Origin of the sequence: Pseudochrobactrum asaccharolyticum (assembly GCF_003314995.1) — a bacterium.
GTDB classification, from domain to species: Bacteria; Pseudomonadota; Alphaproteobacteria; order Rhizobiales; family Rhizobiaceae; genus Pseudochrobactrum; species Pseudochrobactrum asaccharolyticum.
In genome coordinates this window covers 337,369-363,828 of record NZ_QNRH01000004.1, presented here as the reverse complement: position 1 = coordinate 363,828, position 26,460 = coordinate 337,369, and the positions used below count along the sequence as shown (strand labels likewise).

Annotated in this window: 21 protein-coding genes; all 21 read left to right on the top strand. The window is 49.6% G+C overall.

All coding sequences use genetic code 11. The features are described 5' to 3' along the window. The first annotated feature begins 55 nt into the window (after positions 1 to 55). The 21 genes from DFR47_RS12835 (at position 56) to DFR47_RS22345 (ending at position 26,434) form a co-directional block, all read left to right on the top strand. Positions 56 to 1,900, top strand: coding sequence for a hypothetical protein (locus DFR47_RS12835; protein WP_113944805.1), 1,845 nt, complete (start codon positions 56 to 58; stop codon positions 1,898 to 1,900). Positions 1,901 to 2,294: 394 nt separating this feature from the next. After that, positions 2,295 to 2,888, top strand: coding sequence for a hypothetical protein (locus tag DFR47_RS12830; RefSeq protein WP_113944804.1), 594 nt, complete (start codon positions 2,295 to 2,297; stop codon positions 2,886 to 2,888). Continuing rightward, a complete protein-coding gene (locus DFR47_RS12825; RefSeq protein ID WP_113944803.1) occupies positions 2,885 to 3,385 on the top strand; it encodes a hypothetical protein in 501 nt (166 codons plus the stop codon). Before DFR47_RS12830 ends, DFR47_RS12825 begins: the two co-directional genes overlap by 4 nt. After that, complete coding sequence (locus DFR47_RS12820; protein ID WP_113944802.1) at positions 3,385 to 5,076, top strand: hypothetical protein; 1,692 nt, start codon at positions 3,385 to 3,387, stop codon at positions 5,074 to 5,076. Before DFR47_RS12825 ends, DFR47_RS12820 begins: the two co-directional genes overlap by 1 nt. Beyond that, positions 5,073 to 5,501, top strand: a complete 429-nt coding sequence (locus tag DFR47_RS21585) for a hypothetical protein (protein WP_147245558.1) — start codon at positions 5,073 to 5,075, stop codon at positions 5,499 to 5,501. The genes DFR47_RS12820 and DFR47_RS21585 overlap by 4 nt, the downstream gene beginning before the upstream one ends. Before the next feature lie 153 nt (positions 5,502 to 5,654). Continuing rightward, a complete protein-coding gene (locus DFR47_RS12810; RefSeq protein WP_113944800.1) occupies positions 5,655 to 7,226 on the top strand; it encodes a portal protein in 1,572 nt (523 codons plus the stop codon). Then, positions 7,226 to 7,591 carry a hypothetical protein gene (locus DFR47_RS12805; protein ID WP_113944799.1) on the top strand — a complete coding sequence of 122 codons (366 nt, stop codon included), beginning with the start codon at positions 7,226 to 7,228 and terminating at the stop codon, positions 7,589 to 7,591. Before DFR47_RS12810 ends, DFR47_RS12805 begins: the two co-directional genes overlap by 1 nt. Before the next feature lie 14 nt (positions 7,592 to 7,605). Continuing rightward, on the top strand, positions 7,606 to 8,448 hold the full coding sequence (locus DFR47_RS12800; protein WP_113944798.1) for a hypothetical protein: 843 nt from the start codon (positions 7,606 to 7,608) through the stop codon (positions 8,446 to 8,448). A 142-nt stretch (positions 8,449 to 8,590) separates the two neighbouring features. Then, entirely contained in the window at positions 8,591 to 9,466 is an 876-nt protein-coding gene (locus tag DFR47_RS12795; protein ID WP_147245554.1) for a phage capsid protein, read from the top strand. Positions 9,467 to 9,528: 62 nt separating this feature from the next. Next, entirely contained in the window at positions 9,529 to 9,804 is a 276-nt protein-coding gene (locus tag DFR47_RS12790; protein ID WP_113944796.1) for a hypothetical protein, read from the top strand. Between the two features lie 68 nt (positions 9,805 to 9,872). Then, positions 9,873 to 10,502 carry a phage connector family protein gene (locus DFR47_RS12785; RefSeq protein WP_113944795.1) on the top strand — a complete coding sequence of 210 codons (630 nt, stop codon included), beginning with the start codon at positions 9,873 to 9,875 and terminating at the stop codon, positions 10,500 to 10,502. 2 nt (positions 10,503 to 10,504) lie between these two features. Then, positions 10,505 to 12,541, top strand: coding sequence for a phage tail protein (locus DFR47_RS12780; protein ID WP_113944794.1), 2,037 nt, complete (start codon positions 10,505 to 10,507; stop codon positions 12,539 to 12,541). A 9-nt stretch (positions 12,542 to 12,550) separates the two neighbouring features. Then, positions 12,551 to 13,111, top strand: a complete 561-nt coding sequence (locus DFR47_RS12775) for a hypothetical protein (protein WP_113944793.1) — start codon at positions 12,551 to 12,553, stop codon at positions 13,109 to 13,111. Continuing rightward, positions 13,111 to 15,456 (top strand): hypothetical protein, encoded by a 2,346-nt coding sequence (locus DFR47_RS22110; protein ID WP_245416548.1) that lies wholly within the window; start codon positions 13,111 to 13,113, stop codon positions 15,454 to 15,456. Before DFR47_RS12775 ends, DFR47_RS22110 begins: the two co-directional genes overlap by 1 nt. 312 nt (positions 15,457 to 15,768) lie before the next feature. Continuing rightward, positions 15,769 to 20,670 carry an LPD38 domain-containing protein gene (locus DFR47_RS12765; RefSeq protein ID WP_113944792.1) on the top strand — a complete coding sequence of 1,634 codons (4,902 nt, stop codon included), beginning with the start codon at positions 15,769 to 15,771 and terminating at the stop codon, positions 20,668 to 20,670. Between the two features lie 231 nt (positions 20,671 to 20,901). Next, the gene (locus tag DFR47_RS21580) at positions 20,902 to 21,174 is read left to right on the top strand and encodes a hypothetical protein (RefSeq protein WP_147245552.1); all 273 of its coding nucleotides are present in this window, start codon (positions 20,902 to 20,904) and stop codon (positions 21,172 to 21,174) included. A 33-nt stretch (positions 21,175 to 21,207) separates the two neighbouring features. After that, entirely contained in the window at positions 21,208 to 21,426 is a 219-nt protein-coding gene (locus DFR47_RS12760) for a hypothetical protein (RefSeq protein WP_113944791.1), read from the top strand. A gap of 83 nt (positions 21,427 to 21,509) precedes the next feature. Next, positions 21,510 to 24,653 carry a hypothetical protein gene (locus DFR47_RS12755; RefSeq protein ID WP_113944790.1) on the top strand — a complete coding sequence of 1,048 codons (3,144 nt, stop codon included), beginning with the start codon at positions 21,510 to 21,512 and terminating at the stop codon, positions 24,651 to 24,653. A 59-nt stretch (positions 24,654 to 24,712) separates the two neighbouring features. Beyond that, the gene (locus DFR47_RS12750) at positions 24,713 to 25,822 is read left to right on the top strand and encodes an N-acetylmuramidase domain-containing protein (protein ID WP_113944789.1); all 1,110 of its coding nucleotides are present in this window, start codon (positions 24,713 to 24,715) and stop codon (positions 25,820 to 25,822) included. Continuing rightward, positions 25,819 to 26,079 (top strand): hypothetical protein, encoded by a 261-nt coding sequence (locus DFR47_RS12745; protein ID WP_113944788.1) that lies wholly within the window; start codon positions 25,819 to 25,821, stop codon positions 26,077 to 26,079. Before DFR47_RS12750 ends, DFR47_RS12745 begins: the two co-directional genes overlap by 4 nt. Positions 26,080 to 26,221: 142 nt before the next feature. Further along, positions 26,222 to 26,434, top strand: coding sequence for a hypothetical protein (locus DFR47_RS22345; RefSeq protein ID WP_374788312.1), 213 nt, complete (start codon positions 26,222 to 26,224; stop codon positions 26,432 to 26,434). Positions 26,435 to 26,460: the final 26 nt, after the last annotated feature.

The following is a 26,460-nucleotide window of genomic DNA, read 5'->3' as shown; positions in this document are numbered from 1 at the left end:
TCAACCGGAAGGCGGGTTTTGACCCGTTTTCCGGAGCTGGGGAAAAATATTTTTGATGCAACAGGAAAACGAGGCGGGCATCCGGAAAACAGGCGGATTGATAGGCGGAGCCGTCAACCGTGTGAAGCTCGCAGAAAAACGAAAAACTGCTGCGTATCCGGAACGTGGCAAAGATCTTGATGGTATTAAGCCTGGTGGCTGGATCGATGATGGTTTTGTCGATACTACCGGCTATCTGCCATATAACTGCCCTGTGCGTCCGCTCGGATATGACGGCGAGCACTTTTATTTCATCGATACTATGGGGCAGGTTTTTAACACAGGTGACGGCGCTCTTGGTGTTGAGCGCCTGCAAAAGCTGTTTGCCGGCCATGAAGAGTGGCTGGATTGGGCTTTCCCCGCCTATGATAAAGGCGGCCGTGTAACCGGTTTTAAGTCCGAGATGGTCAGACGCGCAATGTTTGCGGCATGTCGTGAGCGAGGCGCGTGGTCTTCAACCGATATGGTTCGCGGACGTGGTGCATGGCGCGATGGCCAAGGCAAACTGATTTTGCATTGCGGCGATCATATGTGGATCGATGGCGCGATCGAAGACACCGGTGAATATGGTGATCATCTTTATGTGCGGCGGCCACGATCGATGTCCCCATGGGCAGATCCGGTAGCGCCAGAAGATAATCCGGCAGCATCTGTCGTGAAAATTCTCAGAACGTGGAATATGGATCGCGGTGACGTTGATGCAATCCTGCTGCTTGGCAGTATCGGCGTTGCCATGCTTGGCGGCGCTTTGGATTGGCGGCCTTCCCTCTTTATTGTTGGTGATGCTGGCACCGGTAAATCTGAACTCACCGGTAAATTCGGTGTGCTGAAAACAATTCTCGGCCGGATGATGGTCTCGACAACGAACGCATCTGAGGCTGGTCTATATCAGCTTGTCGGGCATGACAGTGTTCCGATCGCGATCGACGAAATGGAAGGTGATGAAGGGCAGGAGCAAGCGCAGCGTGTAATCAAAATGGCGCGTGATGCTGCCAGTGGCTCCGTACGTATTCGCGGCGGTCAAAATCACAAAGGCGTTGAATTCCAAGCGCAATCGACCTTTTTCTTTTCAGGTATTAATCCTCCGCCTCTGCCGCCTGCCTCATTAACACGTCTCGCAATCATTCAGCTGCTACCGCTCAAATCCACCAGTACAAAAGCGCCGGTGCTGCCTGCGGCTGAGACCGTAGGGCCTCGCCTTTTACGTGTATTAACAGATGGATGGGACGAGCTCCAATATCGACTGGATGATTACAGCAATGTATTGCGCGAGCATGGTCACGATAGCCGTGGTCAAAAAACTTTTGGCACATTCCTCGCTGTTGCGCACACTATGCTTGGTGATGTAGGCATGCGTGAACTTGGCCTACCTGATCGTGATCTCTCACAATGGGGTGAATGGCTGGCAGCAGACAATCTGCCTGAGCTGGAAGGCAAAGCCGCCACTTGGGAGCAATGTCTCGGATATATTCTCACATCTGTCATCGATGGCTTTACCGGTGGTCAGCGCAAGACTGTAGCGCAGGAGCTCGAGCTATTACGTAAAGAAACGCAGGGTTTTAGTGACACCAAAGAAAAACTCGCGGCCATTGATCTCGGTCTTATGGGGACAGCAAGACAGCCGATGTTGGCTATTCCTAACCAAAGCCGCATTCTCGCACGAGCGCTGACTGGTACGCCATTCTCGAGCGGAACACAGGGCAGCTGGAACTTTGCATTCAAGCGCGGTGAGCCAACCGTTGTGAAACAGAAAATCGATGTTGGTGGAGGTCGCATGGACAATCGTGTGACTGTCGCCGGCCGTCAGGTGCGGTGCACCTTCATTTCCCTTTATGAGTTCGAGCGATGGCAAAGTAGATGATGAATGCAACCTATGGCGGTATAGACCCGCCATTTTGTCCGATTTTTCAGGGTGAAAGCCCGACCCTAACCCTTTTGCATGCTGAAAACTTCGCGGTTGACAGTTTTCGACCTGTTGTAGCCTAACGCATAACGAGTGGTGAGCCGCAATAAACTGTCTAACTGTCTAATGAGTGTCTAACGGACATTATTCAAATATTACAGACAGTTAGTCATAAAATTAGACACTTAGACAATCAGACAGCGTTATCTCTCATAACACACGTACATACGCATACGTATGAGATTATTAATATGTCTAATTGTCTAAGTGTCTAAATATAAAAGTAAGTAACTGATTTAATTAAACAATCACCATTAGACAATCACTAGACAGTCATTAGACAGCGTGAACAATGGCAGAGAATAAAATAATCGATAATGATCAGAATACGGGGCATGATTGGCGCTCCGATGCGGCCTCGTCGCTGGAGCGCGAAGATCCGGCGAAGGCTGCGCTGCGTGGACGTGGCAGGCCAAAGGGCGCAACAAATAAGAAAACCAAAGACTTTCAGGCTTGGTATGACGCGCAGGGCTTCAAGGATCCGCTGGAATTGCAGGCTGAATTCATGTCTTCCGATCCTGTGGCGCTTCAAGCCTTCTTCATCGAGCATGAGCGGACACAGAAAGCGATTGGGAAGAAATTTGGCCTCGCGGTGCCAGCGCTGATCGATATCGTGAAAGAGCAGATGTCCTGCGCTCGTGATCTGGCACCATACCTGCATGGCAAAGCACCGGTGCGCATTGTGGTTGAAGATGAGCGTCTGCCAATGCTGGTGATCAATTCCGGCACCAACCAGATCGACCAGGCAAAGCAAATTGCAGCGCAAAAGGGACTGACTGTCGGTCGGCCTATCGTTGAACTGACTTCCAATAAAATCAATGACTTAGCTAACGATGAAAATCAAAGTCGGACAGCAGGAAGTCGGACGGAAGGTAAAAGCAAATGAAATCAATCACATGCAATAAAAAGCAGATGACACAATATCATTTGTATAACACCATGTGTTTTGAGGGGACCGGCCATTTTCGACCGATCGACCTTTCTTCCCAGTGCGACGCCAGCACTGAGCAGGCGGCCGTCACCGGCAGCAGTGCCATGGCCTCCGGCCATGGCCTTCCCGAAGATGGCCCCCTCCCCCCCTATCAGGGGTATGCTTACGCGCACCGATCCCTATTTTCGCAATTCAGACTAAAGGTTAACAATTTCGCCGGGAGCGTTTTGCCTCGCCTTGGGGTTCGGGGGTGGCGTTATGGGTGCACCGCGCCCGTTCTCGCCTCCCCAGGGGTCGGGGAAAAGTCTTTTCGATTTTTAGAGGAATGGAATGAAAAGCGGACGCTGCGCAGCAATCGCCTTCGGCTTCTGCTGCTTAGCGGCTTATTTTTATTCGGCGCGCATGCGCTATCGCGCGCGCCGATCAGCGCCATATCTGGTGAGGTCTCCTGATGTCACATCACATCGCCAATATTGTCAGTCGCGACGACATTAAAATTTTTAGCGAAGATGAAGTCCGCGAACTGGTTTCTAAGCTTGAAATCTTTGGTGACTTCGATCCGTTTAATTACACTCCGCCTGGTCCCATAGGTGAGGAATTCTTAAACTCCACGTTTCTAACCGCCTTCATTATGGGGCCATTGGGTGGAGGAAAGACGACCCTTTGCGCGTTCAGACGTATTCTCGCAGCTACTCTTGCGCCTGTAGCTTGGCATCCGGAAGATGGTAAGCCAACGCGCATGTGCCGGTGGATTGTTCTCCGCGATACCTTTCGATCAGCAGAAAAGACAGTTCTGGAGAGCTGGAAGCAATGGTTTCCTAAAACATTCCCAGGCTGTAAATGGGCGGGGGGCAATGATCGACCGGTAACACACACGCTCCGCTTCATGGGATCGGACGGGATCCGCATCGAGGTTATTACCGAATTTGCTGGCCTTGGTGAAAACTCGATCGAAACTTTGATGAAAGGCCGTGAATATTCCGGTGGCTGGCTTAATGAAGCAGATACGCATTCTGAGGGAGCTCTAGACGACCTCGAGCAGCGCGTCGGCCGTTATCCCTCGGCTAATATTTTGCTAACAGTTAAGGAGCTCGAAGACCTTAGTAAACAGCTCGGGCATAAGGTGTTTTCAGGTCAGCGCCAGCGCTTCGTTATCGGTGATCTGAATGCTCCGACGGTTGATAATTGGGTCTATAAGGATTTCGTCAAAAAAGTAACCGAAGATAGAAAGTTATATCGCCAGCCTTCAGGCCAGTCTGAGCAGGCAGAAAATTTATTCAACCTCGAGGTTGATTATTATTCCCGTATTATCCGCAACCAGGATGAGCATTTCGTTAAACGAATGGTTGATAACGAGTTTGGTTATTCTCGTCACGGCAAGCCTGTCTATGAAAAATTCAATCGCACTATCCATGTTGCTCGCTTCCGGATTACATTCGAGCCTAAGCTAACGCTTGGTATAGGTATCGATATTTCAATGAATACGCTCAACCCAGCTGCCGTATTTGGCCAAGTAAAAGGCACTGGACGTATTTCTGTTATCGATGAACTCTATCTCGGCCATGGTGTTGGTGCTGCACGCTTCGCGGAAGGGCTTCTAAGAAAACTTGAAGCTGATTATTCGAGTGCCAGCAATGTTCGGATTTGGTGTGACCCTGCAGCTGAGTACGGCGCCGATCGTGAAGGTGGTCAGCTCGCGGCGATGGAAACCATTGCCATGATCCTGAGTTTGCCCGTTCTCATTCCTGCAGGTGGCTCAAATGAGCTCGGCATGCGTATGGATGCCGTGAAAACTGAATTGCGTGGCTATCATGAGCCCGATAGCGAAATGATCATTTGCCCCGAAAAATGTCCTTTTCTACTTGAGGGCTTTGATGGGAAATATCGGTTTAAGCGTCGAAAAGAAACAGCCTCGACGGAATTCGAGGAGCAGCCAGAAAAAACGCACCCGTGGTCAGACGTGCAAGATGGCCTTCAATATCTGATCCTTGGTTTTCGTGGGCGTACCGGTGTTCTTCGTGGTGCTGCAGACCACTCACGGCAAGGTAATAGATTTTCAAATTCGAAACCATCAGCTGGTGGTTCGCCATGGAGTTCCGGATCTCGTGGTGGGTTTGATCCTCATAGGGTTGGCCGGCGATGAAATATCAAGTCATATCTCCTGCAACTATTTTTGATATGGCCGAGTTGGCAGGTGCAAAAACACAACTCCATTGGGCTGTTGTCAAGGAAATGTGGTCCGGTGGTGATACCTTCACACTGCGTTTTGATGATAAGTTGATTGGTCTTTTCGGTTTATATCCAATCGAAACCGGTGCTGAGGGGTGGTTTATAGTAACCCCTGATGCCGCCAAACACATGCATTTCCTAATCAGTCAGATACGGTTGACGCTAGCCTCGAGCTCTTACTCTGAGATTGTGGTGCTCTGCACCTCCGAAGCCGGAAAACGCATCGCGTGTCTTCTGGGCTTTTGTTTCATCGAAAAAACAGAGCGCGGAGAAATATGGCATGGGCGGAATTTTTGGCGGATCAAACAAAGCAGCAGATCTGCAAAAGCAACAAACTGAAGCGCAGCAGCGCCAAACGCTTGCCAATCTTGCTGCACAGCAAGCTGAAACAGATCAAGCTGCAGCTGGAAAAACCGGACGTAAAACAGGCAGCCGTATGCTGACATTCCTAACCGACACTACTGGCGGCAACTCTAAATTCGGGCAGGCATAATGTTCGAAACCAGCAAACTGAAAACCCGCCGCAATGCGGCAAAAAAAGAGCGGGACAGCTTTCAGCCTCTTATGGATGAAGCCTATCAGTTTGCTATCCCCTTCCGAAAATCTACACGCGATACCGGAACAGGCGAAAAACGTGTTGATCAGGTCTTTGATCATACCGCGATCGATAGTGCCTTCCGTTTTGCAGGTAAAGTACAGCAGGATTTTTGGCCGGCCGGTGAAGAAAACTTCGAGCTTGAACCAGGTGCGATTGTTATCGACACCAAAGAACGCGAGCAGATGAAAGCCGCGCTTGAACCAATCAGCAAAGTCGCGCAGGCTTTCTTTGATGACGGTGATTGGGATATGGCGTTTCACGAAATGGCGCTTGATCTTTCAGCTGGTACCGGTGCGCTTCTAATGAACCCGACAGATGATCCGGAGCTCATGTGGGAACCGATTTCGGTTTCCATCGATGAGCTGCTCATTGAACAGGGGCCGAACAACAAAATCGCAGCAATTTTTTGGACACGAAAAATGTCCATCCGTGTGCTGTTTGATACGTGGGCTGAAGGCAGCTTTGGCAAGAAGCTAAAAGAGCTTCATAGAACGCATCCAGAAAATGAAATCGAAGTTTATGTCGATACAGTATATGACCGGAAACGAAAGCGCTGGAATATGCTGGTCTGGTGCCAAAAGCAGGAAACAATCATCTATCAAACCGAGAGCCGCACTTGCCCTTGGCTGATCCCCCGTTATTTTCGTGTTCCTGGTGAAACTTATGGCCGTGGTCCGGTCATGCTCGCTATGCCGACTATCAAAACGCTGAACACCACTGCGCGCCTTCAGCTTCAGGCTGCTGCAATAGCAATGCTTGGTATTTACACGGCAGTTGATGATGGTGTTTTTAATCCTGATCTTGCACCGATTGAGCCTGGTGTATTCTGGAAAGTTGCGCGCAATGGCGGCACGCTTGGTGCTTCTATCAATCGTTTTCCAGATCCGCGACTAGATCTATCTAACATGGTACTTCAGGACATGAGAATGTCTGTTAAGGCCACAATGATGGATCAGTCATTGCCTCCAGATGGCGGTGCGGTGCGATCGGCAACAGAAATTCTTGAACGTGTGAAACGTCTAGCCTCAGATCATCTTGGTGCATATGGCCGCCTGATTAAAGAGGTAACAATACCTGCAGTTAAACGGGTGATTGAGCTTGCCTATAATCGCGGCCTTATCAAGTCTGAGATACCAATCGACCAGCTCCTTATCCGTGTGAAAATTAAATCTCCACTGGCCATGGCGCGGGAAGCCCAACGCATAGAGAAAATTGTCCAGTGGCTTCAGATGGTGATTATGATCCTGCAGCAGCGTGCTAGCCGTGTTGCAAAACTGGAAGATGCTCTTTCGGATATCGGTCGCCAGTTGGGTGTACCGACCAACTACATTGTTACCTCAGATGAAAGAACCGCCATGGATAAACAGGAGCGAGAGGCAGCAGCAGCGGCCGCGGCCGCCGGTGCAATCGGTTCCAGTCCAGAATTAGCAGGTGCTGCTGCCGCGGCAATGGGGGCAGCACAATAATGAATGCACAATCATTTCAAAGCATGGTTGAAGGCGCGGCGAAAGAAGGCTGGGGCTGGTTTGAGCAGATGGATCCATCTGTGCGTGAAAAACTCGATGTGCGCCAAAGTAAAGATGCAGAGGACAGCAAGGCTATCTCCGCAGCATGGGCACGCTTTGCAGATACTCCGGACGGTCGAAAGGCACTTGAAAAGCTTTTTGATACTACATTACGCCGTACAGTGTTTTTCGCAGCATTAGGCCTCGACCCGACATCCATGGCTGTTTTTGGTGCCATGCGTGAGGGGCAGAATGCAGTTGCATATGAGATTGCCAGGCAGATCGCGCTTGGTAACCAAGAGACTATCCAGCCTCGTGAAACTTAAAGGGAAAGCGTGAAATGAAAAATTTTCTTCTGAAATATAAGCCTGTTTTCGATGCTGCTGATCTTGGTGGTGGCGGTGGTGGCGGTGGTGACGGTGGTGACGGCTGGTCTGCCCCTCAAGGTTTACCATCTGAATTTGCCGGCTCCAATGCGGATGAAACGCTTGGTAAATTGCTTGGTGGTTATAATGATCTCAACACGCGCTTCGGTGGTATGCGTGAAAAACTATCAAAATTGCCGACTGCGCCAGAGAAAGCGGATATGTATGCTTTCGAGCCTGGTGATAATCTGAAGCCATATTTTGGCGATCTCAGTCAGGATCCCGTATTCGCATCCGCTCGCAATGCCGCACACAAACACGGGTTAAGCCAGGATCAATTCTCTGGTTTTATTTCTGATCTTTATTCTCCCCTCGTTGAGCAAGGTGTGCTTGCACGGCCTTTTGATCCAGGCACGGAATTGAAGTCGTTTCAAACTGCAACCGGCATGGATGCTCGCTCAACTCAGGAAGCACTTATCGCCTCAGAAACATTTGCCAAAGGTTTGATGAACCAATTGAAAGATGTTCCTGATGCATTGAAAAATGACGTGAATGCGATGCTGCTCGGGATGACCGATACAGCAGCCGGCAACGTTTTACTCCGCGCTCTTTCAGGCCGTCTCTCTGAAAATGGTATTCGAGTTGAAGGTCAGGGCGGCGCTGAAGGTGCCCTAACTGCAGAAGATTTGAAAAAACTTGATAAAGATCCGCGCATTGATCCCCGCAACCGCGATCATACAGATCCTAATCAGCGCTATGATGAGAGCCTTCGCAAACGGTATGATGAGGGCTATAATCGCTTATATCCATCTCGCTAAGTTGACTGAACTTACCCTGTTCTATCGTCAGGATCAGCACAGGGTGGACCTGCATACCTCGCGGCCTCTCCGGCTTTGACCGGACCCGCGAGCCTCTGCGGCCTCTCCTCCTCGGTGTTTTCCTTCAACATCGGAGATTAAAATGTCGCAGAACTCTCCTAATTGGAATACTACTCAGTACGCCAATCGTGCCATGCACATCTACCAGAAAGAAGGCAATCGCCTTCGCCCTACCGTTACGCAGGCAATGCGTATCGAAAATAACGAAAAGGGCGTTTTCTGGCTTGCCGGTAAAACCAAAGCCAAAAAGATTGAACGCCGCGAACGCAATCAGCCTGGCAATGGCGAGCGTAAAAAATTCGAAGTGCCGTTGGCCACGTGGAAGGCTTTTGATACCATTGAGGAATACGATGTTGATCGTATGTCTGTCGATGAAAAAGAAGTGATCTACCAGAGTGGTGCCAACGCCCTTGGAATTGCTACCGACATCGAAATCTATGCTCAAATGGCAGCGAAGAAGCCTTCTGCAGATGCTGGGCTTGATTTCTCATCCGGTGCATTTTCCGCAGCCAATGCATTGATGCTTTGTGCAGCGCTTCAGGAAGATAAGGTTAAATGGGATGGGCAGGTATATTGTGGCCTTCCGCCCCTTCAATACAACCAGCTTCTTGCGAATAAAATTGTCAACTCGGCTGATCATGTTGGCAGCGACATCCCATTTGTGAAAGCGACAGACACGCGCTTCTGGAACGGGGTAAATTGGTTCTTGTTCCCCGAAGAGGATCCGTTGGATCTTTATCCTGTACCAAGTGCGAATAAGCAGGATCTGTTTATCTGGCATAAGACCGCCAACGGCTGGTGCAACAATGATGATCTTAGCGTCATCACCGCGTGGGACAACTATGAGAATTGGTGGACTGTCAACATGACCTGTAAAGGCGCTGCCAGTACTTTGCAGGAAGGTAAAGGAATTAAGCGCTTTACCACCTCATCTAACACTCCAATCACAGTCGTTTAAACAAGGCAGGTCCGGCGATCTGCCGGACTTCTTTTGTTTTACAGCAATTGAGGAAAGTCCTTATGGCTTACGATGCAAAAGGGTTTCGCACCCACGATTTCATGTTCAATCCAAGTGGTGCTGCCGGATCCAATCTGAGCAAGCATAGCTATGTCACCAATGATGATCAGGCGGCGGTTGAAACAGCGGGCTATTTCAACGCGCTCAAGACGCGCGTGAAGAAAGGCGATCACATTGATATGACGCTTGCTCTTGGTACCACCCCTGTCCGTCGCAATTACATTGTTTCCAACGTGACCAGCACGGCGGTTACAATCGCTGCTCAGAACGTCGCTTAATCGCTGGCATCTGTGCGCAGCCCTTGCGGGTTTTCACGCACCCGCAGGGGTTCTTTTAGGAGGTTGATATGGCGCTGCTGACCGTTCTCGACATTGTTAATGTTGCATGTGCTCGCATCGGCGAAGAGCCTGTCGAAAGTTTGACTGAAGATTTGAACGGCGGTCAATCGGCATCACTACTTTATGAGGAGGTTGTCGATTTTAATCTTGGTCTGCAGCCCTCCGGTTTTGCTTTTGCACGCGAAGTCCGGCAGCTGACACGGCTGACCGACGCAGAGCCATTGACCGGTTATAAATATGTATTTGATGTTCCTCGTCCATATACCGGCCTACCCGTCTATCTCACAGATGATCTGAGAAGTCCCGATCGCAGATATGACGATTTCATTCTGACAAATGGTCAGGTGAATGCGGATGATGACCCGTTATTCGCAATGGTAAAATTCCGGCCGGATCCACATCGCTGGACGGCCACATTCCGTACTGCCACTATCTCAGCACTTGCGGGGCGAATGGCTTTTGCGATCGCATCCGATCGCAACACTATGGAAAGCCTTTATCAGGAAGCTTACGGTTCTGTTTCTGATAATTTTCGTGGTGGACAGATCCGCGCCGCACTTCACGAGGATGGATTTGCAAATCCGCCCCGTCGTATTGCGACGCATCGTAATCCGCTCGAACGTGCCTGGAGATCGTAATCATGGTCGGTCGTCCAGGCAGAATGCAAACAGCTTTTACTTCCGGCGAACATGATCCGTTGCTGGAAGAGCGAACCACGTTGAAATACTTCAGCACTGGATTAAAATACGCTGAGAATATTGCTGTTGCACCACAAGGCGGCTTTCGTCAACGTGACGGTCTCCGGCATATCGGTGTTCTCGCGAATAATGCAGAGAAAATTATTCCCTTTGATGCTTCGAACGGTACTTCTTTCGATCTGGTTTTTGCAGGTGAAAATTGTCAGGTTTGGTCCGCATCAAGTGCTGTGGCTTCGTTTAATATTAGTGGTATATCCGGTTTAGTCTCAGATATGACCTATGCGCAGCGTCTGGATACGTTGCTGCTATTTCATGAAAATTTGAAAAGTAAAAGATTGAAACTGGGGGATGCGGGCTGGGCTGTAGATGATCTACCCTATGAAGCAATCCCAAATTATGACTATGGCGCGAATTATACCAATGGCGTGGCGGCGATCTGGCGTATTGAATTTGTAGGATTGGAAAGTGGAACTTCTATTTTTGTGTTGACTGTTTCAGGACAGGAAACACAATCAATAACCTTCTCTGATACTGCAGCCACACTTCAAGATGCAATCAGAGTTGCGATTGCTGACCTGCCGAATGTAAGTGCAGGATTTAATGTCGTCGCTGAGTTTACAGACAAAAAAATTGTTAAGATAACATTCTCTGGCGCAGGAAATGAAGGTGACGGCTGGGCTGTATCTGGCCGCATTATTAATAAGGCAGATGCAGCTATCGTATCTGTAAAAGAACGCCCGGGTGTTTCCCCAGGCGAGCCGCTTATTTCAGCCGGCCGTGGCTGGCCGCAGTGCGGGACATTTTATAATCAGCGCCTTTTAGTCGGTGGATTTAAATCACTGCCTAATGCTTGGATGGCTTCCAAGAGTGCTGACTATTTTAATTTTGACGAGCGTTTCACTGAAGCAAATGGCCCGTTTCTTGTGCCTATGGATAGCGCTGGCGGTGAACGTATTGAAGCTATAGTACCGTCATTGAACTTGCTGATTTTTACCAGTCAGGCAGAATACTGGATTGCCGAACGTGCTATCTCAAAAACTGATGCTCCGAACCACGTCCAATCATCCAGATACGGCATCAAGCGTGGTGTGCCGGTCGTTGATAATGAAGGAGCGGCAATTTGGTGTCATCGAAATGGCGCTACGCTCGGTGAACTTCGATATACTGATGTTGAAGGTAACTTTGTAGCAACTGATATCTCGCTGCTCGCATCACACTTATTTACTGACATTGCAGATATGGCTGTGCGTCGCTCGAATGCTTCAATGGATGGCAATCTTCATGCGATCATTAGGAGCGATGGACAGGCTCGCTTGGCAACAATTCTTCGGGAGCAGGAAGTTACTGCTTTCACTCGCATGACCACTGATGGCCTGTTTAAGGCGACGTGTAAAAACGGTCGCAATGATTTGTCGTTTATCATTCAGCGCAATGGGCAAAGATATTTTGAGCGCTTCGAGACCGGCCTTCTATTGGATGAAGCTCAAGATTTCCAGTTCGGATCACCGCAAAATGTCATATCAGGCTTAGCTCGCTTTAACGGTCGTTCTGTTTGGGTCGTTGGCGATGGCAACGTATTCGGACCATTCAGCGTTTCAGGCGGTACTATTGAACTGACAATGGCAGTCACAAAAGCAACGGTCGGCACATGGAAACCACCGGTAATCTCTACCCTTCCACCTCCAAGAGATATTGGGCCGAATACAATATTAAAGAGAAAGGCTCGGATCCACAGCATCCATCTTTCTCTATTGGATACGACAAGTGTCGCGATTTCTGTCAATGGTAATCCGTTACAAGATGTTGACTTATATCGTTATGGATTACTCGCGGATGTGCCGGAGCTTTCGCAGGGTGTCACCACAACAATCAAAATCCGCAATCTGCGCGGATATTCTGATGCGCCATTTGTGACAGTCTCTCAGCTGCGTCCTGGTAGACTTAACGTCCGTGCGATTACTGTGGAAGCAGCACTATAGGAGGTCGCTTTGGAATTAGCCATTGCTGCAATTGGAAAAGTCGCTGCCGGTTTAGGGATGTCATCAGCTGGCGCTGCGGCAGGAGCAGCCGGCACTGCTGTCGGTGGTGCAACCGCCGCAGGGTCTGGTGCATTGACCGCGCTTCAAGGGTTTTCAACAGCCCTTCAGGTGCTAGGCGGACTTAGTGCCGGCGCAGCATCAGCTCGAGCCTCCGAACAGCAAGCTGTTCAAGCTGAGCTCGAAGGTGGTCAAGAGCAGCTGGCTGGCGTTCAAAGACAAAATAAAATGCGTCGAGAACTCGCGCGTGTGCTCGGACAGAATGAGGTTGCTTATTCTGCGGCCGGCATTGATCTGACACAAGGGGTTGCTGCTGATGGTGCTGCACGAGCAAAGCAGCAGGCCGCACAAGAAATTTCTATTGATCAACAGGATACTGATTTCAGACGTTCACTGTATCGCATGCGAGCACAGGGTTTAAGGCAACGCGCAAAATCTGAGCGTGGTGGCGCGCTTCTTGGCGCGCTTGTTCCGGTTGCACAATTTGGTATCAGTGTTGCGGAGCGTGGATAATGGCAAACAGGCAGCGTCGTTCCCCTGGTGAAGTTTCTCGCTTCTCTGGTAATGCTTTAATTTCAACCGATCTTCCGGCTTATGCTGTTGATACGGGGCAAGCATCGCGTGTTCTGGCTGATGCGGCCGGAAGTCTTTCCGGCACATTATCAAAACTTGCAGATAAGGCACGTCAGCGCGAGGCTATCCAGGATGCAGAACCTTATGTTCAGCGTCAGGCTACCGGCTATCTTGAAGCTCGTGCTCTGGATAGAGAGTCCATTGTTAAAGGCAATTCGTCTTATCGTGATGCAATTGCATCTATCGAAAGCCGTGGCAGCGGAGATTATTCTGCTGTTGGTCCCAAAAATGATAAAATGGGACGTGCGCTCGGCCGATACCAGATCATGGAAACCAATATTGGCCCGTGGTCAAAAGCGGCTCTCGGCCGTGAAGTTTCAGTTCAGGAATTTATGAGCTCGCCTGATATTCAGGATGCTGTGTTTGATCATAAATTTGGTGGATATGTTAAACAGTTTGGACTTGAAGGAGCCGCGCAAGCTTGGTTTGCAGGTCCTGGTGGAGTTGGTAAAACCAACCGCACAGATGCTTTAGGCGCTGATGTAGGGTCGTACGGGAAAAAATTTATATCTGCGCTTGGGCAGGCTCCGTCTGCTGAAGCTCAGGCCAAAGCTAATACTTATCAGGCTCCTGTGCTTTCAGTGGAGCCGCTCGCGCTTCGCCGTGATGGTACGGTTTATAGTGAGGCTTTTGACAATGCTGTTATGTCCGGATGGGCGTGGCGTATGCAGGCAGGTCTATCAAATGACTTGTTTAATGCCCAACAGCAATTTCAGGATGATCCCACGGGTTTTGCGGATGCTGCAAACAAAATACACGAGACGTATCTAAAGGATATCGATGATCCTCAAATGCGAGAGGTCTTCGATAAATCATTTTCACAGCGTACTGAAGCTTATCGTCAAAGTGTCTTTGCGCAGTATGAAGCAAAATTGCGTCGTCAACAGGAAGCTGACTTTGCTACAGGACTCGAGGCACAACAGAGGGACATCGAGCGACAAGCCCAAGTGCTTGGTGCATCACCCAAAGGAGACGAACTCATTAAGCAGCAAGTGACTGCTGCACAAGCAGCAATTGATGGTGCAATTCATGCCGGCACGCTCACACCTGCGCAGGGAGAAAAAGCAAAGATTGAGATTGCGATGACAGCTGCCCGTGGCCGTATACAAGGTGTATTTGATGCTCTTCCCACTCCTGAGCAAAAAGAACAATATTCTCTTGGGTTGCTGAGCGATTGGAAGGACAGCAAAGGCCCTTTGGCAGATTTACCATATGCAACAGTGAAGGCGATGTCCGACACGTTGCGGCGGGATGCGCTTGAGCAAAAGAATAAAGCTCAAGCTCAAAACAAAGTGGAAGCTGCAAAAATCGGTTCCCTAATTGATGATGATATTGCAAGTGTTTCAGCAACAGGAAAAGGCCTAGACCCAAGTACATCCAACCTTACGCCTGATCGCGTGCAGGCATATTTAGGGGAAGATGGCCTCAGAAAATGGCAAGAAAAACGCGATTACGCCGGCCGCGTTTTTGACGCCACCAACGGAATGAACACACAATCTGCCGCTGATATAGCTGCAAGAATATCAGGCATGCAACCAACACCTGGCACACCAGGTTTTGCGGAAGATCTGGAAGTATTTACCGCAGCTCAAAAACAAGCTTCAGCTGTTATTAAAGAACGAGCTGCGGATCCTGCTTTATCCGTGCAAAAGGCTTTCCCTGACGTTCAGGCTGCTGCCGATGCAGCAGATCCTCAGGATCCTTCATCAATGCAGTCATTAGTATCAGCTCGTCTGCAGGCGCAGCAGGCGCTCGGTGTTTCAGACTTTGAGCAGGCGCCGCTTACTGCAGATGAAGCTCGAGCGCTTGCACGGCCAATTTCTGCGCAAGCGGATCCGTCTTTAGCATCCAAGGCAATGATGGCAACTGTCGAGCAGATCCAGCAAACCTATGGCAGTTATGCAGATCAGGTCGTAGCGCAGATGATTGCTTCACAGGGGGTGAGTAAGGAAATGGCCGGATTAGGAGCCGGATATTTTCGCCGCTTGTCAAAAGGTCAGGCTTTTTCTGCATCTGATAAACGGCAAGGACAAGTCATCAGTGAGGTCGATGCTGCTGATGCTTCAGGCGCTCCGATTGCTACAGATGCTTTCCCTATACCAAATTATAAGCAGCGCCAGGCATTAATATCACAGCCTGAGAAAGCTGGTGAATTCGATGAAAAATTTGGCTCTGGATCTGCACAGAGAATACTGGGACGTACTGAACCGGCATGGGTTGAATGAGAAAACTTATTCGCTTCTTCTTGTTTCAATAATGCGCCAAACTCCCCACTAGAAGAATCGACTACTAAGGAAGAGGCAAAGTTGAAAGTTTGGCGCTGGATTCAGATAATCTATTTGAGTATTTACTTTCTCTACGTTGGAAGCGCTGCATACTGGGCATGGGATAAAATGTCATTATTCGAATGGTACAGATATGTTGGCTGGCAAGCGCTTTATGGTGCGTTTTGGCCACTCGTGTTTTTAACACATCGGTTGTTTAGTTGACCTAACGCATAGTTCCTTAGGCTTATCTCATAATTTATGAGGTAAATTATGGCCAATTACTTTGACCAATTTGATGGCGTTGAAGATACAATTTCAGCGGCAGCTGAGCCTGGGCTCATCGATCGATTTAAATTAAACTTTGAGGCTGGCAATCGCACCAACACTATTCTTGGTGCTACCTATGATGCATCCACTCCTTCGCGCCAAGCTGATCGTGCGCGATTTGATCGAAACTATGAAGCATATCCTGAATGGCAAGGCTTTCTCGAAGGGTCTACAGCACTTGCCGGCCAGATTGCCGGTACCGCTGCCAGCATCGAAAATTTTATTCCTATCGGTCTTGGTGAAAAAATTCTGGTCGGCAGCAAAATGGCTGTCACCGGTTTGTGGGCAAAAATTTTTGCCGGCGCTGTTGATGCGGCCGCAGTGAACGCTGTCACAGATGCTGCCATCCAAGGGATCGATATCGCCGGTGGAAATGCCGAAGAGTTTGACCCCAAGCGGTATGCTATCAGCGTTCTTCTCGGGGCTGGTATTGGTGGCGCTGCAGGCGGCATTACGCATGGTGTTGGTAAAAAAATCGAACAGAGCCGTGCGGCAAAAAATGCTGAAACAGAAGCTGGTAAAGGCGCGAATTTCTTCGATGCTCTTGATGATAATGCGCCCTCACCTATTGCTGATACTTCTAATGTTGCGGCGCAAATTGCACCAGAGCCAAATCCAGTCGCCCCAATTATCGAAGCGCGCCCGTCTCCGACTAGTGTTCCAGCAGCTGAACCGGTTCCTGCGCCTAAAGCTTCTCCCACTTCGCCGGTTACAATTGAATACGTTGTAAATGATAGTGCTCTTGATGGTCTTCCTGCCGGAGAACTCCATGGACAGCGTGTAACGCTTTCAACAAACCAAGAGAACGTACCGGGGACAATGCGCCGTGTGGTCGATACGAATGGTGATGAGCGTATCATTGGCAACGGTCTTTTAATGCCTGTAGAGCAGGTTGAAAAATTAGGGGGTGGCGCACGCCCCGAGACGGTTAGTCAGGTCTCTTCCGATGTCCCGCCAACGATCGGTGAACGTCTATCTGATCAAGCGGCAGACGTACGTGGCATTGAAAAATTCAATTCATCGCGACAGGTCGAGCCGCTCCGTGAGGCAGCGCTCATTGCCGATACGGTAAAAACAATCGATGATCCATCGATAGCCCCGCCCCGTGTTGATAAAGCGGCTGATGTAACCGGCAAGCACGATATGCCGCTTATCGCTGCAGCCACAAAAGATGTCGGCGATTTTATGATGGCTACACCTTCAGCTGGATTGCGATCTCAACGCACAAGAGCGACCGAGGTGGCGGCTCAAGTGCAAAGTGCTGCAACACATGTGCAGCGTATTCGCGAAACAGCTGATGCTCTTGCAACAGCGCTGAATATTACAGCAACAAGGCAAGGACGGATCACCGGTGGCAAACGCGTTCTCGGTACATTCGATACCCGCGATAGCGTTGTTCGTGTTCGATCGCTTGAAGACTTTGACACGCTCACTCACGAATATGGTCATCACATTGACGCGCATATTCCAGATATTAAAAACTTTATCCAGCAGCACTCTAAAGAGCTTTCTGTGCTCGATTATGATCCTACGGACGGTCGCGATTATGAAGGTTTTGCTGAATTCTTTCGCCTTTGGATTACCAATCGTGAATACTTGAAAAAAAGCTTGCCAGATATCTCTGATAAATTTGGAAAATTGCTCGACGAAAAAGCGCCTGAAATGGCGAAGGCTATCAATGATGCAACAGCGGCTTGGGATGCATTTCTGACAGCTCCAAGTACGGTTGCGGTTAAATCCACTATCGTTTCTTCAAAAAAAGACGGCTGGTTTAAGTCTGCACGTAAAGAGCTGAAGAAAGGCGGATTTGGCGGGACAATCGCCGATGTCTTGCAGCGTATGTATACTTTTTCGCTTGATGATCTCAACCCAATTAATCGCGCTGTCTCACATTTGAAAGACCTTCATCTTTCCAATACAGGCAAGGTTCTGGATATCAATACATCGTCAGATCCTTACAAGCTCGCGCGCATGTCGCGCGGTGCATATTCGGCTGGACATATGGATGTGATGTATGGTGTAGCTCCATATAAGAGCGTTAATCCTGAGAGCCCTTCCCTGCGTGATGCTATTGTTGAGGCAACAGGTAAGCCAAATGCTTTGTCCGGCTGGGATAATGAGCGTGTCGCCGATTTTGGTTCCTATCTTTGGTCGAGGCGTGCACTCGGTGAATGGGAGCGGTATCGCAATGGCGAAATTCCAAATCCACCAGATAAGCTCACTCATGCAGATCACACAGCAAATGTTGCCGAACTTGAAAAGCAGTTTCCTTCTTTTGTTGCAGCTGCAGCCAAAGTTCATGAATTCAACCGTGCACTTTGGAAAAAGAAATATGATGCCGGTTTGATTGATCTCGAGACTTTTGAGCGTGGCAATCTGATCAAGGATTACGTGCCAGGTCTGCGGGATTTTTCGGCTGATAGTGAAGTCAAGGCATCCGGAAAAAAGTCTGGCCGAGGTGGCTCTATGAAGGGCGGCTTTGTTAAGCGTTTTAAGGGTTCTAAGCGCGATGTCATTAATCCGCTAGAAAGCCTTGCGGCTGATGCTTATGAAACCAGCATGTCAATTGCACGTAATGATGTGGTCAAATCCCTTCATAGACTAGCTCTGAACGCCGGCCCAGGCGGAGGTGCCATTGCCGAAATCGTTCCGACAAAAGAGCTTCGCGCCAATATGGTGGATCCGATCGAGGCAATCCAGTCTGCAGCAAAAAATGCTGGGCTTAATGATGCAGACATCACTGTGTTACGTGACGCGGTGGAAAGCGCTGTTGGCTCTGAAAAGGCTGCTGTCTTCCGCCCCGCTATGATAAATGAAAAGGGAGAGCCTATTGTCTTTTTCCGTGATGGCGGTGATTTGAAAGCATTGCGTCTCGCTGATGGGAAATTCGGTCATGAAATGTATCGTGCGCTCACAATGATGAGCCGCAGTGAGAATAACTTCTGGGTGAATATGGTTGCAGTACCAGCACGTATTCTTCGTGCTGGTATTACACTGACACCAGAGTTCATCGCCGCAAACTTTGTTCGTGATCAGACAATGGCTGCAATATATTATGGCCGTCCATTCCACAGGATCGGTGTGACCATACGTGGCGCGGCCGATGACATTATCGGAAGCGATGTCGCTAAATCATATAGTCGTTTGTATGGAATATCTGGCGGTGCAGAAACAGCATCTCTTTCTGCAGTTATGGCTAAGCGTGACATTGATGGTTTGCGCCGCCGTGGATGGGTGGCTAATCGCCTGAAATCTTTACACGGGATTATGCAAACTGCGGAGATCTCTGAAACTGCAACCCGTGTCGGACTATTCAGGACATTCCAGGAAGAGGCCAAAAAACGCGGATTAGATAATTATGAAGCACTCCTCGAGGCTTCATGGCGCGCAAGGGACTATATTGATTTTGACCGGCGTGGGTCCGGCATGGGGGCTGTGGCTCGGGTAATCCCATTCTTGAATGCTACAATTCAGGGGACTGACAAAATGGCTCGTCATATGATTGCACCATTAGCTAAAAAGTTCCTTGGTTTGGCTATGGACGCAGAAGACATTCGTGCTTTACCGGATGCCTGGAAAGCCTGGGCTCGTCTCTCAGCGTTAACCGTAGCCTCGATGTCCCTATATGCTCTCAGCAGTCGGCATGAAGATCATGATGAGATTTCAGAAACGACACGCGCCACGCACTGGATGATTAAAGCCGGTGATAAATGGATTGCTGTACCTAAGCCTTTTGAAATGTCAGCTATGATCAATTTAGGGGAAGCGGTCTACGATATGTGGGGGCAGAAAGATCCTCGCGCAATGAGCCGTTGGGGCGATAGCCTTTATGAAGTTTTGGTCCCGCCGAACCTTCTTGAAAGTAATCCGCTGATAAAAAGCTATTTCGAGCTGAAGTCGAATACAAACTTTTTCACTGGATCACCAATCGTTCCCGATGATCTGAAGGGGATGGAGCCATTTCTGCAGTACACATCAAGATCCAGCGCAATATCCAAACAGCTTGGTAGGATTTTCAACGAACCACCGGTGATCATCGATCATCTCATAACAACGCACTTGGGATCATGGGGGCGTAATGCTCTGTCATTGTATGATCTTGCCCAGCCTGATGCTCCAGGCTTTGCTTGGGACGATGCCCCTATTTCCCGCCGTTTCATTAAGGATGCGGCGCGTGGAGCACAGTCATCTACTATGTTTTGGAAAATGGCCGGCCAGCGTGAAGGCACCCTCGAAGGAAAGGTTAAAAGCTGGCAGGCAATGGTAGAAAGCGGTGATGAGGCTGGGGCTGCAGATTATTATGCGAAGCTTGATAAGGTTTCAAAAGCGTATGTTGCAGTTTCCAGTCTCGACGCTGATGCGAAACGCCTGCACCCCATGATCCGCGCCCGAAACGCTATTCAGGCTATCGGCATGGTTCGCAGGGAAATGTCCGCTGGAAAGCTTCTCGATCATGATGGCGAGCCAATCCATGTGTCACCGGCCGAGCGTACTGCTGCTGATGATGTCTTGTCCTCCCTCTCCATGGCTCTAGCACGCAATGGGCTGAAAGAAGCAGGCGTTGAAGGTTGGGCACAGCGTCAAGCAATGTCTGAGGACGGTTTCTATCGAGAACTGTTCGCCGTCAACCCTGGTATAGCTGAGCGCCTTGGTGATGCTTATGCCAATAAAAAGGTATGGACTGCTGAAGCAACCAATGCAGTCTGGTCTGAAGTAAAAGATCGCGTACTCGCTGATGGATCCACTGCATTTGTTGGTGATCTGGTAGCAGAGGTTAAAGGTGGCGGCCTTGCTCTCGCAGGTATGAAGCGGCCCCGGAAGAAGAGGCCTGTTCTTTTACCATAATTGAAGCGATAGATGTTGAACAGAAAGAGCGTGGCCAGGCAATAACAGGTTTGCTAGACCGGCTAGGAGACCGGCAGAGCACAGCCCTCCCATTACGTCCGACCATAAACAACGCACCATCAAGGCGCGTTGGGCGCTCCTAGTATCAAGCCCGCTTGCATTCAGGGCTTTACCTTTTTCACAAAGCGTTATTAGGTCGAGTCATGATGAATCATTTGTCAAGGGGGAAAAATGACAAGTAAGTTTTTTGGTATTATAGCAATAGGTTTAATTGTAGCGGGATGCGGCCCACAAACATTCTATTACGAACGATCTTCAGGGTTGCGCGTCGATACCAAGCCATCAATTTTAACCCCATTTCAACTTGCGAAAACTGAGTGTCAAGGTGAAGTCGCTCAGACACGTCTTGGTGGTGGTGGCAGAGCCCCATTCGATGAAGCGATACTTGCAGAGAAGGCGATGTTCGGCTGCATGAGTAAACGAGGCTACGATGTGCGTCCATAATAAATTTCGGCTGGTTTATTGAAGGGTTCTAATATGGATAAATACACAAAGTTTGTTCTGACAATTATCGCTGGAGCACTATCGATCATTGCCTTTCAGAATATGAGTACTCCTGCTGTGGCGCTTGGTGAAAGCTGCGGCTCTCGTCACGATCCCTGCTATATTGAATACAGTGGCTTCAGTGGCCTTCCTGTGAATGTGCAGAATAGAGTAGATCTAGTTCAGCCAGTGCTGGTTTCTCCAACAAATTAATTTAGCAAGCGCACACTACTCTTATGGTTGACCAAAGTGTTCCCCTGCGATGATTGCAAGATCTAATCGCAGGGGATTATTCTATGAGCATTGCACTTCCAATTGAAGAAGATCCGCGTTTCCGTCGCTACACAGCGTCTCAAGGGCAGAAGGTATTTTCAGTGCCCTTCCCCTTCCAGCAGGATGAAGATCTTTCAATTCGGCTTTTTATCGATGGCGCTTATTCGGAAATTGATCGCTCGCTGTTTACTCTTTCTGGCGCGATGGATCCACAAGGAGGCAGCATTGCGTTTCATAATGGCCGCTCTGCTGGTGAGATCATTGTCATTGTGGGTGCGGCTATTCTTGAACGATTATCCTCCATCGTTCGTGATGGCCGCTTTTCGTCTAAAGTTACTGACGATGAATTCGATCGCAATCGATTAATTCAGCAAGAGCAGCGGCGCGAAACAAATCGGGCTCTAAAGTTTGATTTTGATGTTGATAAAATCAAACCTCTGCCTCTACCAGAACGCGGCAAGGCTCTTGTCGGCAATTCTGATGGGACCGGATACATCAACGCACCTATCGCCGAAGGTGATATCGCGGTCGCAGTTGAGGAAGCAGAGGCGGCGCGTGCTGCTGCTGTTAGTGCCAAAGAGGGTTCCGTTACTGCTAAAGATATTGCGGTCGAACAAGCGGGCATTTCCACCAGTGAAGCGGAACGTTCTAAGCAGGAGCGAATTGCCGCCGAACTTGCCGCTCAAATTGCCAATACGGCTAAAGACGCCGCATTTATAAATGCTGATGTTTATGCAAGTGTTGCAGAAGGTCTTGCCGCTATAGCTTCCGGCGCGCAGTTTCAGATCGAGGTCGGTGATGATAATGTTCGTTACCGCAATGATGCGGGAGTGGCAGTTGAGGTGGCTCGATACCCAAGTGCTGCTAAGGTAAATGGCCTACTCACCCCGAAAAAGAACTTAGTAAACCCCGCAGAAATACGCCGAGGCAGGCGTTATAGCCCGGCGGCAGGTGCAATTATTGAAGACTGGTCTTGGCGCTGCACTGGGTTCATTCCGGTCACACCGGGGCAGAGTTATGCAATCTCTGGTGCAAAAACGTCACCAGCGCCAACAGGGGCATGGTTTCAGTCCGCGAGTGATACAGCACCTTGTTTGCAGGTAGACCCTAATAATCTAATTCTAGACGGTGGCGTAAGAGTTGCGCCTGCAGGATATCACTATTTGGTCGTAAATATTACGAACGGCGGACAAGACGACACAACCTATGACTCTACAATTCAAGTCGAAGAAGGCTTGGCGATTACCGAGTATGCGCCGTACTTCCTACGTGTTGCTGATGATCGTCTACCAGGTTATCTGCGCGGGGATGAAATCCTAGAAGACTGGTCTCTCAATATGATTGATCCGTCCGTCATACAATGGACTAGACGGTACTCAGCCGCGAGTAAGACTATGATCTTAGCCGACGCCACTGCCATTGTTGCAAGTGGTCGTATCGCAGTGAAAGAAGGGGAATTCTACACCATATCGGGAGAAGGTATTTATACCGGTTATCAAGGCGGGTATTTCGGCGATACCAGCCCGATTAACGCTATAGATAACATAACTTTTGCCGCGCCTCCTTCTGGATCGGGACGCATATTTCAGGTGCCCGTCGGTCTTGGCATCACGCATGTGGCTCTTAACCTTGCATCGACTGATAAGATTGTTCTCAATGGCAACGCCCAGATGGAACGGGGTGAGGTCGCTACTACGTACCAGCCCTTCAATGCCATTGAGCAGATAAAGCCAGAGCTTCTACCGACTGGTTCTACACCTGCTCCGTCAGGCGGGTTTAATGCGAATGCTTGGTATAACTTCGTTGAAGCAGACGGCGGCGGGTCAGACCTTTCGCACAAGCTCCCGCTATTCCGCGATAAGTGGTTAAAGCGCAATGCTGATCTCACTGTCGTCAACACTGGCACAAGTCTCACGGCACGATCAACAGAACATTGCACCGATCATCCCAAAGCATCACTGCGCCCGCCGCTGATGCACAGCATGAACTTTGCAACGCATGTATGGGATAAGCTCAATTGGGAAGGCCAGCAGTATCGACGGTATGATGCTCCTGCGTTCTTCACTGAGACAGGAACATGGGCTACATCGAGCAATCTGACCGAATGGGATGATGGTGCTTATAGGCATGGTCTGACACGCTATAGTGAGGGTGCCGCCGCATCTGTGGCCTTCACGATCCCTGAGGGCATGTGGGCAGCACGGTTCATTTACCGCACAGATAGTGTGGGTTGTTCTGCAACCGTTGCAGTTTCGGGCGGTAATGGCTTGGTGCAGGTTTATGATGAGGCTGCATTAGCTTGGGTTGAGGCCAATGGCTATGTGTTCAGTCAGGCAGAGGCTGCACCTGTTGCGCGTAATGTTCTGGTTCCAACAACAGTTTCCGGTGCAACCGCCACGCAAAGCCTGACCAGCAAGGGCAATACAACTTATCAGAAGCGCCTTAAAATGCGAGTTATTAACCGTTCGGCAGCCCGTACCATCACCATCAGTCGGACAGGTGGTGGCGCTCGCTTCATGTATTGGGGTGTGGAATGGTCGCCGCGCGAGCATATGGTTACTTACGTCAATGCGGCCCGAGGCAGTCATAATGCCAGCGTTGCCGCTGCCGGTCTGATGCGGTTTCAGGATAATGAGGTCTGGGGCTTTAAGCCCGATCTCATGCTTTTTGAAAACCCGATCCATAACGATGGCGCTGCTGGCGTATCAGGTGACTATCCGGAAGGTTATTGGGCTTGGCTGACTGAGCGTTTCATCTGGCAAGAGAGTTTTGAACTTTCCATGAAAGGCAGCTGCACACGGCTCAGCCTACCTTTCCCGGAAATCGCTGTCTTCACAGCATCAATTTCTTGGAATTTCAACGGCATTGATGATGACGGCCAATTGAAATTTAAGGCCACCTCAGACACCGGCCACATGATGACGCCACTGGATCGCTTTGCAGAAGCGCATAATCATGTTGTGGCAAATCATCCAAACTCAGTCAGCATTCATGCAACTCAGCGATGGTGTGATGCGGCGGTTGCAATATTTGCCAACTTGAAAGCTGCGACCGAGGGCAGCGGAAAAGCAGGCGCAACTTTTACCAATGAAGGCAGTCATTGGAATGACACCGGCTCTCGCATCATGGCCAAGGCTGTGCTGCCCGTCATTCCGCGAGTTTGGTAATAATGTCCATGTCTTGCATTTAAGTATCTCAAGACGGTTGATCGAACGCAGTCACATTTATGATCGGCTCCAGAAATTATCTGGAGCCGATCATGTTTGACAGCAAAACCTATTTAATGATTTCCGAAATCGCGAAATTGCGCGGAATTTCTGCGCCAGCGCTTGCCGCTGTAGTTGAGGTCGAAAGCAATGGTATCGCATTTGCAAAAGTCGATGGTCGCGATGTCCCGCTGATCCGCATTGAAGGGCATTATTTCGACCGTCTGGTTCCCGCGAAAAAGCAAAAGCAAGCCCGTGATGCGGGTCTCGCATCTCCAAAAGTAGGCGCTGTTAAAAACCCAAAAAACCAATTGGACAGATATCGCATGCTTCAGCGCATGTGCGATATCGATCAAGCAGCAGCCATTATGTCTTGCAGCTGGGGCGTTGGGCAGGTGATGGGGGTGCTTTGGAAGAAGCTTGGTTTTTCATCCACTGATGATTTTCGCATATTTGTTATGTCCAGCCTGAAAAACCAAATCGAAGTAATGGTCCGCTTCATCGAATTTTCTGGCCTGATCGACGAGTTGAAACGCCTAGATTGGGCTGGGTTTGCACGTGTTTACAATGGCCCCGGCTACAAAGCGAACGCATACGACACTAAAATGGCCAATGCGTATGCTCGTTATGGCGGCAAGGCGAGTTCGTCTCCTGCATCCGGAATGCTACGATCAGGATCATCAGGAGCTGGCGTGCGAGAACTTCAAACATTGCTTCAGCGCGCCGGATACTCTGTTGCCGTAGACGGCGATTTTGGACCAGCCACAAAAAAGGCAGTGTTCGAATTCCAGCAGGAGCGAAACCTTGAAGTTGACGGCGTTGTTGGCCCAAAGACACAAGAAGCATTGCGGCTAATCGTTCTTAGTCCAAGCGAACAGCCAGGGCGGCAAGATGTCTCGTCAGTTCCTGCGGTCAAGAATGCTGTCAAAGGAGGAGGTGCAATTGCTATCGTCCTGTCAATTCGTGATCAGATTGGTGAAACCGCCTCGTATCTTTCCGGTATGGGGGCAAAATTTGCAGACAATCTTTCATCCGGGCTTCTCGCTGTTTCTGGTTTCATCGGTATCTGTCTCGCAATTTATGCCGCTTATGGATGGTGGAAGTCTCGCCAAACAGTGGAGCAAGGATGATGGCTCTGCTGTTAATCGCATTTATGAAAAAGCATGGGCCAGCGTTAGTGTTCGTTGGTCTTCTTCTGCTCATCGGTGGATCGATTTACCTAAAGGGTTGGTCAGATCGTGGTGTGAGAGAAATATCCGCTTCTCAAACGCGAACAATCGACCGAACAGATAACCGAGGAAAAACCAATGAGAAAGTTCGTAAGTTTGATAGCCGTGCTTTGTGCAATGCTCTCGACGGGGTGTACAGCAACAACGAGTGCAAGTGACGGCGCCGGCTACGAAAAGCTGCACCCTAATGCGGAAACCCGTGCTTTTATCATTAGCAATGATCGGCCATTCGCGAATGAGGTCGCTGCCCATAATATCCAGTGCTCAAAAGATCGCGCTTGCAGAAAGTAGGAGTGGCCGATGTCAGTAAATGATTTTCTGGACGCGGCCGGCATAAAGATAGGCGTATTCGTTGCAGGGCTTTCTGGCGGCATCCTGCGCGGCTTATCGCGCCGCCGGTATACAGCAAAGGAAATGATCGCATCGCCTATATGTGGCGCGCTGGCGGCCGCATATTTAACAATGCCTATACTCCATTATCTCCGCGCCATTAACTGGCCTCTTCCTGAATAGCCGATAGCTGCAACAAATGCCACAGC